Here is a 16,389-nt window from a genome sequence, read left to right as displayed (position 1 = left end):
CATTTAATGCAAATCAATTCTGTTTAGTCAGCATTTAGATCTGCTTTAGAAATTCGATAGGTAAGCTCACCGCTATAAATTTCCTCCAACGCCTTGCCAACGTATTTATAGGAAACATATTTTGGCAATCTTTCGTCTTTTATTTGAGACATTACCCGTGCACGCTTGGCTGCAACAGAGACAAGAGAGTATTTAGAATCAATTTTTTCTAGCAATGAGTCGATAGATGGATATAACATATTATTCAACCTCCAACAATTTTTTATAGCGATATTCCACACGTTCCCTACGGCAATGTTCTGCCGTCACAATGGACCTTACACGTTCACAGGCGAGCTCGACATGATCATTTTCTACAACATAGTCATATAGCTCCATCATTTCGATTTCTTCACGAGCAGATAACATCCGGTTTTGGATAATGTCTTCGGTTTCCGTCCCACGTGTAACAATTCTATTTTTTAATTCTGTCAGACTTGGCGGCATCAAGAAAATAAATAACCCTTCAGGGAATTTCTCTCGAACTTGGCGGGCACCCTTCACTTCAATTTCTAAAAAAACATCTTTTCCGGCATCTAACGTTTCTCGGACATAATCAACAGGTGTTCCATAATAGTTGCCGACAAACTCAGCGTACTCTAGGAGCTTCCCTTGTTCAATTAAATATTCAAATTCTTCTTTTGTCTTGAAAAAATAGTCGACCCCGTCCACTTCCCCCGCCCGAGGTGAGCGGGTTGTCATCGAAATCGAGTATTCAAAAGCCGTATTGGGATGAGAAAATATTTCTTTTCGAACCGTTCCTTTTCCAACACCGGATGGCCCTGAAAGTACTATCAGCAATCCTTTTTCTTGCATTCAATTATCCTACCCTTCATAAATAGTTTCCTCACGATCTGTAAGGCGATGTGCCACCGTTTCAGGCTGTACAGCTGATAGAATAACATGATCACTATCCATGACAATTACTGCTCGTGTCCGTCTTCCATATGTAGCATCTATTAACGATCCCCGATCACGGGCATCTTGGATAATTCTTTTTATTGGAGCAGATTCCGGGCTGACAATGGAAATAATACGATTGGCAGAAACGATATTTCCAAATCCAATATTAATTAATTTTATCGACATGGTCATTCATCCAATCATCAGTAATATATTTTGACCGTGTTATACAGTTTCTAAACAAGCCCTATTCGATATTCTGAACCTGTTCCTTTAGCTTTTCAAGTAAACTTTTAATCTCGACAACCTTTTTGGCTATATTAGAGTCATTTGCTTTGGAACCAATTGTATTCGCTTCTCTATTCATTTCTTGCACGATAAAATCGAGTTTTCTGCCAATTGGCTCTTGGTCATCTAAGGTTTGGAGGAATTGTTGAATATGGCTTTTCAGCCGGGTAATTTCTTCATTAATGTCAGCTTTATCAGCAAAAATGGCTACTTCTGTTAAAATGCGCGTTTCATCCAATTGCCCATTGATAAACTCATGCATCCTTTTTGTAAGGCGTTCCTTAAATGATTGCACGACGAGCGGAGCATATTTTTGAAGCTCAAATACATCCGCTTCCAATTGGGAAGTAATAGCGAGTAAATCTTTTTTAATTTCTTCCCCTTCAGCCGACCGCATTTGTTTTAGTAAGATCACTGCTTCTTCGACTGCGGAAAGCACTAAAACTTCAATTTCTTCATTTCCAGCTTCACTTTCCTCAATATGTAAAAGGTCTGTCCGATTTAGCAAATCCTGTAAGGTAATAGTTCCTTCAATCCCATATTTACTTCTTGCTTGCTCGATAAACTGATAATATTCTTCGATCAGCTTCCAATCAACGTGAACTTTACGAGTAACGACACCTTCACCCTCAACACTTACATATACCTCTACCCGCCCTCGGCGAATATGCTCGTTTAATTTCTTTTTTATTTTATCTTCTATTTTTAACAATTGTCTTGGCATGCGAATATTCATTTCAGAAAAGCGGTGATTGACTGTTTTTACTTCTACATTCACACTGAAGGATCCTGAAACAGCCTTACCTCTGCCAAAGCCTGTCATACTTATAACCATCACGTGCACATCCAATCTTTGAAAGATGATCGGCCTTCTATGTACTTAAAAAAGGTAATAGAATGGTTTCTATTACCTTTTGGATTATAACACACTTTATTTTGTTTTTCTTAACAAAAATGTTCCGGCTAGTAAAAAAGTTGGAATAGAGGATAGTCCAATAATTAATAGCCAATCTTTTATTGTAATTGGAAGTGTATGGAAAACAGGCTGTAATGGTGGATAATAGATTACCGCTAACATTAACGCGAGGGACGAAAGTACCGCCCAAACAAGATATTTATTCCCAAAAGGGTTACGCGATAACACCGATTTTTCACTACGGCAATCAAACACATGAATAAGCTGTGCCATGACAAGTGTCGCAAAGGCAACCGTTTGCGCATAAGGCAATTGCGATTGGTCATTTTGGTACACGATGATAAAGGCTAATAATGTTACAATACCGATTAGGAATCCGCGCGATACTACCTTCCAGCCTAATCCGCGTGAAAAGACGCCTTCACTCGGACTGCGCGGCCCTCGTTTCATCACATTTTCTTCAGGACGATCAAGTCCAAGCGCCATCGCTGGGAGCCCGTCCGTCACTAAATTGACCCACAGTATTTGGATTGGAACTAGCGGAAGTGGCAGTGCTAGCAGCATCGCGAATAACATCACCAATATTTCACCCACGTTGGACGCCAGCAAATAGCGAACGAATTTACGGATATTTTCATAGATGTTCCTGCCCTCTTTAATCGCTGCCTTTATTGTTGCAAAATTATCATCTAATAACACTAGGGCCGAGGCTTCTTTGGCAACATCTGTTCCAGTTATCCCCATCGCTACACCAATATCTGCCGCTTTGATAGCTGGGGCGTCATTTACCCCATCCCCTGTCATCGCTACGATATGACCCCTATTTTGCAAGGCCCTGACTATTTTTAACTTATGTTCAGGTGAAACCCTTGCAAAGACGGAAACATCATCAACAACCTCTTCAAGTTCTTCCACCGACATGACAGATAATGCCTTACCATCCAACACCTTACTCTTTTTCGTTAAAATTCCGAGCTGGGAAGCAATTGCTTTCGCGGTAATGATGTGGTCCCCCGTAATCATAACCGTTTTAATTCCAGCTTCCTTACATTCTTTTACTGCCGTTTTTACTTCAGGTCTAGGCGGATCAATCATGCCCTGGACACCTATAAAGGTTAATTTGTTCTCTGCCTCCTGCTCACTGAGGATGACTGTGTTAGCCGGTATTGGCTTGAAGGCTATCGCAATCGTCCGCAGCGCCTGTGAAGCGAGGCCATTTATCGCTTCTTGAACATTTTCATGTGCTTCTTTATTTAAATATTGCGTCCGCTCATCCCAAAGAATTGATTCACAAATACCTAAAATGACGTCAGGTGCACCCTTTGTAACGATGAAATGCCGCCCTTGTTTGTCTTTTACGTGAATACTCATCATTTTTCTGGAAGAATCAAAAGGAAATTCATTAATGATCGTAAACTCATCTAATAATTTTGGGCGATTAAAACCTGCCTTCATCGCACTGACTAAAAGTGCACCTTCCGTGGGATCGCCATCAAGGATGAAATCCTCATCCTTTACTACCAAGTCTGAATGATTGCATAACATCCCAAAAATCAGCATTTGCTGCAATGACTTTTCTTCTTTAGGAACGACCGGACGTTCATTCCGGTAAAAACTCCCCTTCGGCTGGTAGCCAACCCCATCGACTGTCCATGTATGACCGCCACTCCAAAGATGTGTTACGGTCATTTTGTTTTGCGTCATGGTCCCTGTCTTATCGGAACAAATAACCGATGCACAGCCAAGTGTTTCCACTGCCGGAAGCTTTCTGACAATCGCATTTTGCCTAATCATCTTCTGAACACCGAGAGATAAGGCTACGGTCACAATTGCCGGAAGTCCTTCAGGTATAGCGGCAACAGCTAGTGAAACACCAGCTAAGAACATCTCATATAATTCATGCCCTCGCAATACACCCACGATGACTACTAAAACTGTCAACAATAAGGCAACAGTAATGAGGATTTTCCCCAACTGCTCTAATCTCCGCTGCAGCGGTGTTTCTTGGGATTCGGCATTTTGGAGTAAATCGGCAATTTGTCCCATTGCCGTTTTCATCCCGGTAGCAATAACAACACCTAGCCCGCTTCCCCTTGTAATCATCGTGCCCATGAAGGCGGTATTTTCCATATCTCCAATTCCGGGATTCGGATTGGTTAAACTATCAATATGTTTAGCAACAGGGACAGATTCGCCTGTTAAGGCAGATTCTTCGATTTCTAAACTTTTTGATTCAATAATCCGAACATCTGCACCAATGCGATCACCGCTGGCAAATTTTAAAATATCCCCCATTACAATATCCTTCGAAGGGATTTTTAGCCATTTACCATCCCTTAGTACCGAAACCTGTGGTGCTGATAATTCTTTCAACGCCTGCAAGGATTTCTCTGCTCTCCGTTCCTGATAAAAACCAAGACATCCGTTAATAATGACAATCGCGATAATCGCAATGGCATCAATATATTCGCCGAGCAGCCCGGAAATTAGGGTTGCGGCTAAGAGCACCAAGACCATGAAATCCTTAAATTGACTAAAAAATAAGAGTAAAGCCGATTGCTTTTCTCCCTCTTTTAATTCATTTAGTCCATGCTGTTTGATTCGCATCTTTACTTCTTCTTGTGATAATCCAGAAGAAAAGTCGGTTTCTAAGGCCTTTTCTACTTGATCTATCTTCATTTCATGGAATTTCATCCGACCATCTCACTTCCCCCTTTAATAGACTTGCCCTATGGAAAGCTTATTCAGGGTCGTCCAAAAAAATGCTATCTGAAAATGTCTTTGAAGGGTAAATTAGGACAGATTTTTACATAGTAGGATATAATGAGTTTATATGTTGTATGGAAAATGGGCGTAGAACGCTATATCAGTTTGATAGTAAAGGATGTTTTCAATGTCATTTGATGGTTTATTTACAAAAGCAATGGCCGATGAACTTGTCGGTTCCTTGAAGGGCGGCCGAATCACCAAAGTTCATCAGCCCTATAAAAACGAAGTAATTCTGACGATCCGGGCAAACGGAGTGAACCAAAAGCTGCTGTTATCTGCACACCCTAGTTATGCACGGGTGCAGCTCACGAACGAAGCCTACGATAATCCTAGTGAACCGCCAATGTTTTGCATGCTGCTTCGGAAGCACATTGAAGGCCACATCTTAGAGGATTTATATCAAGTTGAAAACGACCGGATGATTATTTTTGAAATAAAGGGCCGGAATGAAATAGGAGATATTAGCAATAAACAATTAATAGTTGAAATAATGGGCCGCCATAGCAATATCGTATTAATTGATAAAACGAAAAATATCATTCTTGATAGTATTAAGCATGTTTCTTTTGCCGTGAATAGTCACAGGGCGATCATGCCGGGTCAGCCTTACATCTTTCCGCCGGCGCAAAACAAGATTAATCCCTTTGAGGCTGTTGAAGAAGATGTATTGCGGACAATTGATTTTATTGGCGGGAAGCTTGACCGCCAGCTTGTGGAGCATTTTGCCGGAATCTCGCCGCTTTTCGCTAAGGAAGTTATTTTTCTAAGTGGCCTTGCAAATCAAACGACTGTGCCAGAGACATTTGTCCGTTTGATAAAAAAAATAGCGGCCGAAGATATCACTCCTTCCATTATAACTGCTAATGGAAGGGACTCATTTTATCTGTTTCCACTAGAGCATTTACATGGGGAATATAAAACCTTTCACACTCTTAGCGAATTACTTGATCGTTTTTATTTTGGCAAAGCGGAACGAGACCGGGTCAAACAGCAAGGAAATGATATCGAACGTTTCATTAGTAATGAAAAGGATAAAAACGAGAAAAAAATTGGTAAACTTGAGGAGACGTTAAAAGAAGCCGCACGGGCAGAGCAGTTTCAGCGTCACGGGGAACTGTTAACCGCTAATCTTTATGTGGCAAAAAAAGGAATGAAGGAAATCGAAGTGCTTGATTATTATGATGAATCTGGTGGAACAGTTGTCATTCCGCTTGATCCACGTAAGTCACCTTCAGAAAATGCTCAAAAGTATTTTTCAAAATACCAAAAAGCGAAGAATGCTGTTACAGTTGTCTTAGAACAAATCGAACTAGCCCGTGCTGAAGTATCTTACTTCGATAACTTACAGCAACAAGTCCAGGCGGCTTCCCCTAAGGATATTCAGGAAATCCGCGAAGAGCTTGTTGAGGGCGGGTATATTCGCGAACGGAAGAAACGAAACGGCAAAAAAACGCACAATGTCAAGCCAGTCTTGGATCATTTTATTGCATCAGATGGCACTGATATCATCGTCGGAAAAAATAATAAGCAAAATGATTATTTGACCAATAAGCTGGCAGCTAGGGATGAAATTTGGCTGCACACAAAAGATATTCCCGGCTCACATGTTGTGATTCGCAGTAAAGAACCTTCTGATGAAACAATCAAAGAGGCAGCGGTGTTGGCTGCTTATTACAGTAAGGCCCGTAATTCCAGCTCCGTGCCCGTGGATTTTACGAAGGTTCGGTATGTAAAAAAACCCAGCGGCGCTAAACCAGGGTTTGTTATTTATGACAACCAGCAGACTGTTTATATTACGCCGAATGAGGAATTGGTCTTGAAATTAATGAAAAAATAAGTAAAAGGATGTCCGGTAAGATTAGGACATCCTTTTTACGTTATTTCAGTGTTACATCTTCGAACTGTTTACTCCAATTTGCTGGGTCTTTGCTCCATAAAAGCAAACTTTCCTGGTCCTTCGAGCTTACATACCCTTTTGAAATGGCTACCTCAATTAATGTTGAAAAATCCGTTAGCGAATATGTCTTAATTTCCTCTTCATTAAGTAACTGTTTTCCCTTTTCAAGCCCATAGGTAAAAATAGATACCACCCCAAGCACTTCACAGCCTGCTTCTCTTAAGGCTTGTACTGCTGTAATGACACTGCCGCCTGTTGATATTAGGTCTTCAACAACGACAACCTTTTGACCTTGTTCCACTTTTCCTTCAATCTGATTTCCTTTGCCATGACCTTTTGCTTTCGAGCGGACATAACACATCGGCAAATCCATTCGTTCACTGACCCAAGCAGCATGCGGAATTCCTGCTGTTGCCGTTCCGGCAATTACTCCTGTTCCCGGAAAGTTTTCTAGGATTAGGTTCCGCAATCCTGCAGCAATTTCCCTTCTTACTGCGGGAAATGACAAGGTAAGGCGATTATCACAATAAATAGGGGACCTAAGACCTGATGCCCAAGTAAATGGCTCCTGCGGGCTTAGCGCCACGGCATTGATTTCTAATAATTTTTCAGCTATTTTCTGTTTCATTGATGTATTCCCCTCCATGCATTTATCCATTGTTCATAGCTTTTCACAGGGTCCGATGACCGAGTAATGGAACGTCCAACTACAATCGAACTTACACCTGCAGCTTTGGCATATTGAGGTGTGGCAACCCGTTTTTGGTCTCCTACCTGGTCAGATTCCATCCTAATTCCTGGGCAAACGGTCAAAAATTCGTTTCCCGTTTTAGTATGAATGGCTGCGGATTCCCATGCCGAGCAGACTACCCCATCAAGACCTGCATTTTTTGCTAAAGAAGCATATTGAAGAACGGATTCCTTCAATGTAACTGGAATGAGCTGCTCACTATTCATTTGTTCCTGTGAAGTGCTGGTCAATTGGGTAACGGCGATACAATATGGACGTTTCTGCCCTGCGGCAGTCCCTGCGTCCAATCCTTCTAACGCTGCCTGCATCATTTCTTTTCCGCCGGCGGCATGAACATTTACAAGATCGCACTCCAAACGTGCAAGCCCCTTCATAGCACTTTTAACCGTGTTCGGGATATCATGCAGCTTTAAATCAAGAAAAATCTGGTGGCCCATATTTTTTAACTGATCAATAATGGCTGGTCCTTCCTGATAAAAAAGCTCCATACCTACCTTAACAAAAAGTTTTCGATCCTCAAACGGTGTCAAGAACCGTTCAATTTCACTTTTATTCGCAAAATCAAGCGCGATGATAAGCGAGTTGTCCATGCTCCTTCCAACTCCTTCCCTTGCATTCACTGATGTGTTCATATCCTAGTTTTTCCAAAAGTACTGGCAATTCCTCAATGATAGTTGGGCAGACATATGGATCAACAAAATTCGCTGTTCCAACCGCAACAGCACTTGCACCTGCATAAAAATACTCGATGACATCTTCCGCTGATTGGACACCGCCCATCCCGATAATCGGCAGCGATACGGCTTGGCTTACTTCGTAAATCATTCGAATGGCAACTGGCTTAATGGCTGGACCGGAAAGTCCCCCTGTTTTGTTAGCTAAAATGGGTCTGCCTGTTTTTAAATCTAATTTCATTCCGACCAATGTATTGATCATTGTAAGGCCATCAGCCCCGCCCTCTTCCACAGCCTTTGCCATCTCGACGATATTAGTGATATTGGGCGACAGCTTCACATAGACCGGAACCTCGGAAACTTCTTTTACCTTCCAAGTCAATTGCTTCGCTACTTCAGGAATGGTTCCAAACGCAAGCCCGCCTGTTTTTACATTTGGACAAGAAATATTTAATTCCAATGCGTGAACATTAGGAGCCTTTGAGATTTTACGTGCCACCTCAATATAATCTTCTTCAAGAGAACCGGCAACATTTGCCATAATCGGTACATCAAATTGTGAAAGCCACGGTAATTCCTCTGAAACGACTTTTTCTAGTCCAGGATTTTGCAGGCCAATGGCATTCAGCATCCCGGCATCTGTTTCTGCAACACGAGGGGTAGGATTGCCAAATCTCGGCTCAACGGTAGTTGCTTTAATCATGATGGCTCCAAGTTTACTTAAATCATAAAACTGACTGTATTCACGACCAAAGCCGAAACAGCCTGATGCCGGCATGATTGGATTTTTTAGGTTTAATCCAGGTAACGCAACATTTAATCGGTTCATAAAACTACCTCCCCTGCACGGAAAACAGGTCCGTCACTGCAAACTTTTTTATAGGAAATTCCTGTTGGATCATCTGCCTTGTGACAGACACAGGCAAAACAAGCACCAATGCCACAGCCCATTCGTTCTTCTAACGATAAAAACATCTTTTTAAAAGGGTATTGTTGCTCGAGAGCTCTAAGCATTGGTGTGGGCCCGCAGGCATAAATACTATCAAACTGTAAATTTCTCATGATATCTGTTACCAATCCTTTTGTCCCATAGGTGCCGTCAACTGTAGCCACGTACGTTTCACCATTTTTCAAAAATTCTTGTTCATAAAAAACTGCTGATTCTGTTTGAAAACCCAGAACATGTATGACGTTAATCCCTTTCGCCTTTAATTGTTGGGAAAGTTCATAAAGTGGCGGTACCCCGATTCCCCCGCCAACTAGCAGGGCTGTTTCCCCTCGTTCCATTTCTTCCACAGGAAAGCCATTTCCTAATGGACCAAGGATATCAAGTTCTACCCCTGGTCCCATTTCAGCAAGTCTTGAAGTCCCCTTGCCATCCCTCCGATAAATCATGGTTACCTGTTGTTCCTCAGAATGAAACGATGAAATGCTGATGGGTCTCCTGAGCAGCGGATCCAGGGCTCGCGCAACTCGAATATGAACAAATTGCCCTGGAGCTTTGATTTCCTTAACGAATTCCGCTTTCACCGTCAGTTCAAATATGTCTTCAGCAATTTCTGTTTGACTGATAATGGGGCAAAGTTCTTTTTGCATCATACAAGGACTGCCTCCTTAGCTACCGAACCCATCGCTTCTGCGGAAAAGTTCATCGACTCTACCACTTTCAATATCGCATCTGCTGTATCTAATGATGTTAAACACGGGACCCCATTTTCAACTGCTTCTCGGCGGATTCTAAAGCCGTCTCTCTCCGGCTGTTTTCCTTTTGTCAGCGTATTGATGATAAATTGAACGTCCCCGCTATGAATGACATCCAATAATGTTTGACCCACTGAACCAATTTTTCCAACAACCTTTACTTTCAATCCGGCTGACTCTAAGACAGAAGCTGTCCCGCTTGTTGCCATTAGACGGTAGCCATTAGCCGCAAATCTTTCCGCAAGTTTTAAAGCTTCTTCCTTATCCTTATCAGCAATGGTGAACAATACCGTGCCGAATCGTTGAACGTTCATTCCAGAAGCAATTAGGCCTTTATATAATGCCTTTTCAAGCGTGATATCTTTCCCCATTACTTCACCAGTAGATTTCATTTCCGGTCCTAAGGTAATATCGACACTTTTTAGTTTCGCAAAAGAGAAGACAGGGACTTTGACATATACGCCGCTTTTTTCTGGGACAAGTCCTGACTGATATCCTTGTTTTTCTAGCGATATTCCTAGAATGGCCTTTGTCGCTATTTTTGCCATTGGCACATTGGTTATTTTACTCAAAAACGGTACGGTCCGGCTTGATCGTGGGTTCACTTCCAGCACATAGACTTGGGACTCTGATAAGACATACTGAATATTTAACAGACCGATAATATTTAACCCTTTTGCTAACTTTTCCGTATACTCGGCAAGTGTTTGCTTTACTTCATCTGAAAGTGTCTGCGGAGGATAAACGGCAATGGAATCACCAGAATGGACCCCGGCCCGTTCAATATGCTCCATAATCCCCGGAATTAATACATTCTCCCCGTCACAAATGGCATCCACTTCGATTTCTTTCCCTGTTAAATAACGATCTATTAAAACTGGGTGTTCTGGATTAATTTTCACGGCATTTTCCATGTACTGCAGCAATTCTTGCTCTTGATAGACAATTTCCATTGCCCGTCCGCCTAGAACGTATGATGGGCGGACTAAAACTGGGTAACCAATTTCATCTGCGATTGTGACTGCTTCTTCTACAGATAAGGCTGTTTTCCCAAGCGGCATCGGTACATTTAATTCTTCTAATGCTTGTTCAAACTTATCTCTGTCCTCCGCACGGTCTACATCTTCAAGACTTGTTCCTAGTATTTTTACCCCATGTTTCACTAAATCTGCTGCTAGATTAATAGCCGTCTGCCCGCCAAATTGTACGACCACACCAATTGGTTTTTCTAAATCGATAATATGCATAACGTCTTCAATTGTCAGCGGTTCAAAATAGAGCTTATCGGAAATACTGAAATCAGTTGAGACAGTTTCCGGATTATTGTTTATGATAATTGCCTCATAGCCAGCCTCTTTAATTGCTTGAACGGAATGGACTGTCGCATAATCAAACTCAATCCCTTGGCCGATTCGGATGGGGCCGGAGCCAAGTACAACCACACTAGTCTTATCAGTCACAACTGATTCATTTTCCTCTTCATACGTCCCATAATAATAAGGTGTTTCGCTCTCAAATTCTGACGCGCATGTGTCTACCATTTTATAAACAGGCTGGATACCTAAATCCTTCCGCAAATTATAGATTTCTATTTCTGTTTTATTCCAAAGCTCCGCTAATATATGATCGGAAAAACCTTTTTGCTTTGCATCGTAGAGGAGTCCACTATCCAATGGATGGGCTTCAAGTTTCACTCCCAGTTCCACAATCCCTTCCATTTTCTTTAGGAAAAAGAGATCAATTTTGCTCCATTGATGAATGGTATCAATCGAAATCCCTCGCTTTAAGGCTTCCGCAATATAAAAGAGACGTTCATCCCCTGCTTTATGAATTCTTTTTTCAAGTAATTCATTATCAATTTTGTCTGCTCCATTTAATGCAAAATGATGAACCCCGACTTCAAGTGAACGAATGGCTTTAAGCAAGGATTCTTCAAAGGTTCTGCCAATTGCCATGACCTCACCCGTAGCCTTCATCTGAGTTCCAAGCGAGCGGTTGCCTGACTCGAATTTATCAAATGGCCAGCGTGGGATCTTGGTCACAATATAATCTAGTGCCGGTTCAAAGCATGCATATGTTTTTCCCGTTACCGGATTAAGCATCTCATCAAGTGTTAAGCCTACGGCAATTTTGGCAGCCAGTTTCGCAATTGGATATCCTGTGGCTTTGGATGCAAGTGCCGATGAACGACTAACCCTTGGATTTACTTCAATTATATAGTATTTAAAACTATCCGGATCTAATGCAAGCTGGACATTACATCCACCTTCAATTCCTAAGGCACGAATGATTTTAAGGGAAACATTTCGTAATAGCTGATACTCACGGTCACTTAAGGTTTGGCTCGGTGCAACAACGATGGAATCTCCAGTATGAACACCAACTGGGTCAATATTTTCCATATTACATACGACAATTGCGTTATCGGCAGAATCACGCATGACCTCATATTCAATTTCTTTAAAGCCTGCAATACTTTTTTCTAGTAAACATTGATGTACAGGGCTATTCTTTAGGCCGCTTAATACAATCTCCTCTAATTCTTCAGGACTATTACAGATCCCGCCGCCGGTTCCGCCAAGTGTAAAGGCTGGACGGACAATTACCGGGAAGCCGATTTTTTCAACAAATGCCTTCGCTTCATCCAATTCATGGATTATTTCACTGTCCGGAACAGGTTCATTTAATTCATTCATTAAGCTGCGGAATAATTCGCGATCCTCCGCTTGATTAATTGCCGAAAGCTTCGTCCCTAAAATTTCAACTTCACACTCTTCCAGAACTCCTGATTTTGCAAGTTCCACGGCAAGGTTCAAACCTGTCTGACCGCCGAGTGTAGCGACTAATGCATCAGGTCGTTCTTTACGAATAATTCTGCTGACGAAGTCTACGTTTAATGGTTCAATGTAAACCGCATCTGCCATCTCTGCGTCAGTCATAATGGTCGCAGGATTGGAATTGACGAGGATAACCCGGTATCCTTCCTCTTTTAAAGCGATACATGCCTGTGCGCCGGCATAATCAAATTCTGCAGCCTGACCAATGACAATGGGTCCTGAACCGATCACTAAAATGGAGTTTATATCTGTACGTTTTGGCATGCTGCTTTTCCCTCCTGTTTCTCTTTCTCGGCATCAATCATGGATAGAAACTGTTCAAATAAATTGTTTGCATCCTCAGGCCCCGGTGATGCTTCTGGATGGTATTGGACTGTAAAGGCTGGATAATCTAAATGTTTTAGGCCCTCTATCGATCCATCATTTAATGCTATTTGTGTAACCGCTAATCTCGTTTGATGTAATGATTCTTCCTCTACTGTATATCCGTGGTTTTGTGCAGTAATGGCCACTTTGCCGGTAGCCAATTCCTTAACAGGATGATTTGAACCACGATGACCAAACTTCATTTTGATTGTGTTTGCCCCGCACGCAAGCGCGAATAATTGATGCCCTAAGCAGATTCCAAAGATCGGTATTTTCCCCAGCACCTGTTTTATCATATGAATGGCTTCCGGTACATCTTTCGGATCTCCAGGTCCGTTTGTCAGCATGATTCCATCTGGTCTTAGCTGGTGAATTTCGTCAGCAGTTGTATGGTATGGCACAACAACAACATCACACCCGCGCAAATTCAGTTCTCGTAAAATACCGTGTTTCATCCCAAAATCAACAACAACAATCCGATGACCTCGTCCTGGGCTTGGATAAGGATTTTTTGTTGAGACTGTTCTGACTTGGTCAATTGGAAGCTTTGTCTGTCTCAATCTGCTGATAACCTCATATGGGTCCCGATCGGTACTGCAAATGGCACCTTTTAATGTTCCATGCTGACGGATAATCCTCGTCAGTTTCCTCGTATCAATCCCTGCAATTCCGGGAATTCTTTTCATCTTAAAATATTCATCAAGTGTAAATTCACTGCGCCAATTAGAAGGGAAATCCGTAACTTCTTTGACAATAAACCCCTTAACCGCGGGTTGAATGGATTCAAAATCATCACGGTTGATCCCGTAATTTCCGATTAACGGGTAGGTAAGCATAACGATTTGCCCGCAATAGGAAGGATCTGACAGAATTTCTTGATACCCTGTCATTCCTGTATTAAAAACAACTTCACCAATCGTATCCATATGACTGCCAAAGCCATCTCCGATAAAGATCGTTCCATCTTCTAAAATTAGCTGTGCTTTCATGCTGTTACACTTCCTTTTTCCCAAACTATCTTACCGTTTACAATTGTCATCTCCGGCCAGCCCTTGCATTTCCAGCCAGTGAATGGTGTATTTTTTCCTTTTGATAGAAATTTTGCGGGATTAATTTCGTCCTCTGCCTCTAAATTTAAGAGAACAAGATCAGCAGGTGCTCCTACTTCCATTTTTCCATATGGAAGAGAAAAGCTTTCAGCCGGCTTATGTGTTAAAAATCCAATTAATTGTTCCAAAGAGATAATCCCTTTTAATACAAAGTGTGTGTAGAGGAGCGGGAAGGCTGTCTCAAATCCTACAATTCCGAACGGTGCCAACTCCATTCCTTCGCTTTTTTCTTCTTGCGTGTGCGGGGCATGATCGGTAGCAATGAAATCGATTGTTCCATCCAAGAGTCCTTCAATTAAAGCGGCACGATCAGCCACATCCCTTAGCGGTGGGTTCATTTTAAAATTCGCATCAAGTCCTGGGATATCATCTTGTGTGAGGACTAGGTGGTGCGGTGTGACTTCCGCAGTCACGTGGATACCTGCCCTCTTCGCATCTCTAATTACTCGAACGGACTCCTTCGTGCTGACATGGCAAACATGGTAGTGGCACCCTGTCGCTTCAGCAAGCAGTACATCTCTGGCAATTTGGACTGACTCACATACAGACGGAATTCCATTTAAATGATGCTGTTTTGCGAATAAACCATCATGTACACAGCCTTTATTGATTAAAGTATTCTCTTCGCAATGGGCTACAATGGTCATCTTAATGGCGGCAGCTTTTTTCATCGCCTCGAGCATCATATTGGCTGATTGAACACCAACCCCATCATCCGTAAAAGCGAATGCCCCAGCATTTTTCAAAACCTCAAAATCCGTTAATTCCTGACCCAATTGTCTCGTGGTAATCGAAGCATAAGGTAAAACACGAACATGGGCCGTCTCCTTAATCCGCTTTTGTAAGTCGTCCATATTGTTTTTGGTGTCAGGCACCGGTCGGGTATTTGGCATGGTGGCAACCGTGGTAAACCCACCTTTTGCAGCTGCCATTGTTCCGGTTGCGATGGTTTCTTTTTTCTCGCCGCCTGGTTCACGAAGATGCACATGAAGGTCGATGAATCCTGGTGAGACAATCATTCCGGCTGCGTCTATTTTGCGGTCAGCGTCTGCTTGAATCTGCTTCTCAAGTCTTGTAATCATTCCATTTTCGATTAAAAGATCGGTCACATCCGATTGTCCATTAGATGCTATGTATTTTGCGTTCTGAATAAGTAGTTTCATATTGATTCCCTCCTAGTAAACTTTCGATTGAGCGTTTTAAGGCTGCCATCCTGACAAATACGCCATTCTCCATCTGTTTAAAGATTCTTGAACGCCCACATTCTACGAGACTATCAGCAATTTCAACATTCCGATTTACTGGTGCAGGATGCATAATAATGCTATTTGGTTTCATTTGCCGCTCTCTTTCTAACGTAAGGCCATATTGACGGTGATACTCGGAGGCGGTGAAGCTTCCCTTCCTTTGATGGCGTTCATGCTGAACCCTAAGGAGCATTACCACATCCGCTTCTCTAATGGCCTCATCAATTGGCCTGAATTTTGTTGAATTCAAACTATGATAATCAAACCATTCCTCCGGCCCAGAGAAAATAACCTCTGCTCCAAGTCTTGTTAACGCATCAGCATTAGAACGTGCCACTCTGCTATGGCTGATATCCCCAATTATTGCAATTTTCAGGCCTTCAAATTGTCCAAACTCTTGCTGAATGGTTAATAGGTCAAGGAGCGACTGCGTCGGGTGATGCCCGCAGCCATCCCCGCCGTTCAAAATCGGGATATTCACTCTTCCAACAAGATTGTCAAAATACCGATCCTGCTTATGGCGAATAACGATCGTATTTACTCCAATCGATTCCAAGGTTTTGACAGTATCGTAAAGTGTCTCCCCTTTTTGGACACTAGAGGTTTCTACTTCAAAAGGGATTACCCCAAAGCCTAATCTTCTTTCCGCTACTTCAAAACTGCATTTTGTCCTTGTGCTTGCTTCAAAAAAGAGGTTGGCTGCATACATTTGCTGTTCCGGCCTCCAGACCATCCCTTCAGAAAATCTTCTAGAATCCTCAAGTAGTTGATAAATTTCCTCTATCTTCAATTCATTTGTGGTCAGTAAATGATGTATCATCCTTTTCCGCCTCCCGTTTTTGCATAAAAAAGGCACCCTGAACAACATTCAGGGTGCATTGATTCCAGCCTA

Annotated in this window: 14 protein-coding genes; 1 reads left to right on the top strand and 13 read right to left on the bottom strand. The window is 42.2% G+C overall.

Annotated features, from left to right (window positions below; genetic code table 11):
• Window positions 1–23: 23 nt before the first annotated feature.
• From rpoZ to RCG19_RS17845, 5 genes are all read right to left on the bottom strand, one after another.
• Window positions 24–239, bottom strand: coding sequence for a DNA-directed RNA polymerase subunit omega (rpoZ, locus tag RCG19_RS17865; protein ID WP_007086307.1), 216 nt, complete (start codon window positions 237–239; stop codon window positions 24–26).
• 1 nt (window position 240) lies between these two features.
• Entirely contained in the window at window positions 241–855 is a 615-nt protein-coding gene (gene gmk, locus RCG19_RS17860; protein ID WP_308108212.1) for a guanylate kinase, read from the bottom strand.
• Window positions 856–864: 9 nt separating this feature from the next.
• Entirely contained in the window at window positions 865–1,128 is a 264-nt protein-coding gene (remA, locus tag RCG19_RS17855; protein WP_166237940.1) for an extracellular matrix/biofilm regulator RemA, read from the bottom strand.
• Window positions 1,129–1,189: 61 nt separating this feature from the next.
• Entirely contained in the window at window positions 1,190–2,065 is an 876-nt protein-coding gene (locus RCG19_RS17850) for a YicC/YloC family endoribonuclease (protein WP_166237938.1), read from the bottom strand.
• A 96-nt stretch (window positions 2,066–2,161) separates the two neighbouring features.
• Entirely contained in the window at window positions 2,162–4,840 is a 2,679-nt protein-coding gene (locus RCG19_RS17845; RefSeq protein WP_308108211.1) for a calcium-translocating P-type ATPase, SERCA-type, read from the bottom strand.
• 199 nt (window positions 4,841–5,039) lie between these two features.
• On the opposite strand from RCG19_RS17845, the gene RCG19_RS17840 reads away from it, so the two are divergent.
• Window positions 5,040–6,752 carry an Rqc2 family fibronectin-binding protein gene (locus RCG19_RS17840; protein ID WP_308108210.1) on the top strand — a complete coding sequence of 571 codons (1,713 nt, stop codon included), beginning with the start codon at window positions 5,040–5,042 and terminating at the stop codon, window positions 6,750–6,752.
• A 40-nt stretch (window positions 6,753–6,792) separates the two neighbouring features.
• Here the strand turns inward: RCG19_RS17840 and pyrE are convergent, their stop codons facing one another.
• From pyrE to RCG19_RS17800, 8 genes are read right to left on the bottom strand one after another with little or no spacing between them, the layout of a single operon-like run.
• The gene (gene pyrE / locus RCG19_RS17835; protein ID WP_308108209.1) at window positions 6,793–7,440 is read right to left on the bottom strand and encodes an orotate phosphoribosyltransferase; all 648 of its coding nucleotides are present in this window, start codon (window positions 7,438–7,440) and stop codon (window positions 6,793–6,795) included.
• Complete coding sequence (gene pyrF, locus RCG19_RS17830; protein WP_308108208.1) at window positions 7,437–8,153, bottom strand: orotidine-5'-phosphate decarboxylase; 717 nt, start codon at window positions 8,151–8,153, stop codon at window positions 7,437–7,439. Before pyrF ends, pyrE begins: the two co-directional genes overlap by 4 nt.
• Window positions 8,125–9,066 carry a dihydroorotate dehydrogenase gene (locus RCG19_RS17825; protein WP_308108207.1) on the bottom strand — a complete coding sequence of 314 codons (942 nt, stop codon included), beginning with the start codon at window positions 9,064–9,066 and terminating at the stop codon, window positions 8,125–8,127. The genes pyrF and RCG19_RS17825 overlap by 29 nt, the downstream gene beginning before the upstream one ends.
• The gene (locus RCG19_RS17820) at window positions 9,063–9,833 is read right to left on the bottom strand and encodes a dihydroorotate dehydrogenase electron transfer subunit (protein WP_308111023.1); all 771 of its coding nucleotides are present in this window, start codon (window positions 9,831–9,833) and stop codon (window positions 9,063–9,065) included. Before RCG19_RS17820 ends, RCG19_RS17825 begins: the two co-directional genes overlap by 4 nt.
• Entirely contained in the window at window positions 9,833–13,039 is a 3,207-nt protein-coding gene (gene carB, locus RCG19_RS17815; protein ID WP_308108206.1) for a carbamoyl-phosphate synthase large subunit, read from the bottom strand. The genes RCG19_RS17820 and carB overlap by 1 nt, the downstream gene beginning before the upstream one ends.
• Complete coding sequence (locus RCG19_RS17810) at window positions 13,018–14,130, bottom strand: carbamoyl phosphate synthase small subunit (RefSeq protein WP_308108205.1); 1,113 nt, start codon at window positions 14,128–14,130, stop codon at window positions 13,018–13,020. Before RCG19_RS17810 ends, carB begins: the two co-directional genes overlap by 22 nt.
• Window positions 14,127–15,413: a dihydroorotase gene (locus RCG19_RS17805; protein WP_308108204.1), complete on the bottom strand. Its 1,287-nt coding sequence runs from the start codon at window positions 15,411–15,413 to the stop codon at window positions 14,127–14,129. The genes RCG19_RS17810 and RCG19_RS17805 overlap by 4 nt, the downstream gene beginning before the upstream one ends.
• Window positions 15,373–16,314 carry an aspartate carbamoyltransferase catalytic subunit gene (locus RCG19_RS17800; RefSeq protein ID WP_308111022.1) on the bottom strand — a complete coding sequence of 314 codons (942 nt, stop codon included), beginning with the start codon at window positions 16,312–16,314 and terminating at the stop codon, window positions 15,373–15,375. The genes RCG19_RS17805 and RCG19_RS17800 overlap by 41 nt, the downstream gene beginning before the upstream one ends.
• Window positions 16,315–16,389 lie beyond the last annotated feature (75 nt).

This window comes from Neobacillus sp. OS1-2 (genome assembly GCF_030915505.1).
In the GTDB taxonomy this organism is placed as follows: Bacteria; Bacillota; Bacilli; order Bacillales; family Cytobacillaceae; genus Neobacillus.
The sequence above is the reverse complement of the archived record's forward strand: the minus strand, read 5'-3'. Positions and strand labels throughout refer to the sequence as shown.

Excerpts from the sequence above, each read along its gene's own strand:
- rpoZ (WP_007086307.1), bottom strand. The coding sequence starts at position 239 with ATGTTATATCCATCTATCGACTCATTGCTAGAAAAAATTGATTCTAAA.
- gmk (WP_308108212.1), bottom strand. The coding sequence starts at position 855 with ATGCAAGAAAAAGGATTGCTGATAGTACTTTCAGGGCCATCCGGTGTT.
- remA (WP_166237940.1), bottom strand. The coding sequence starts at position 1,128 with ATGTCGATAAAATTAATTAATATTGGATTTGGAAATATCGTTTCTGCC.
- RCG19_RS17850 (WP_166237938.1), bottom strand. The coding sequence starts at position 2,065 with ATGGTTATAAGTATGACAGGCTTTGGCAGAGGTAAGGCTGTTTCAGGA.
- RCG19_RS17845 (WP_308108211.1), bottom strand. The coding sequence starts at position 4,840 with ATGAAATTCCATGAAATGAAGATAGATCAAGTAGAAAAGGCCTTAGAA.
- RCG19_RS17840 (WP_308108210.1), top strand. The coding sequence starts at position 5,040 with ATGTCATTTGATGGTTTATTTACAAAAGCAATGGCCGATGAACTTGTC.
- pyrE (WP_308108209.1), bottom strand. The coding sequence starts at position 7,440 with ATGAAACAGAAAATAGCTGAAAAATTATTAGAAATCAATGCCGTGGCG.
- pyrF (WP_308108208.1), bottom strand. The coding sequence starts at position 8,153 with ATGGACAACTCGCTTATCATCGCGCTTGATTTTGCGAATAAAAGTGAA.
- RCG19_RS17825 (WP_308108207.1), bottom strand. The coding sequence starts at position 9,066 with ATGAACCGATTAAATGTTGCGTTACCTGGATTAAACCTAAAAAATCCA.
- RCG19_RS17820 (WP_308111023.1), bottom strand. The coding sequence starts at position 9,833 with ATGCAAAAAGAACTTTGCCCCATTATCAGTCAAACAGAAATTGCTGAA.
- carB (WP_308108206.1), bottom strand. The coding sequence starts at position 13,039 with ATGCCAAAACGTACAGATATAAACTCCATTTTAGTGATCGGTTCAGGA.
- RCG19_RS17810 (WP_308108205.1), bottom strand. The coding sequence starts at position 14,130 with ATGAAAGCACAGCTAATTTTAGAAGATGGAACGATCTTTATCGGAGAT.
- RCG19_RS17805 (WP_308108204.1), bottom strand. The coding sequence starts at position 15,413 with ATGAAACTACTTATTCAGAACGCAAAATACATAGCATCTAATGGACAA.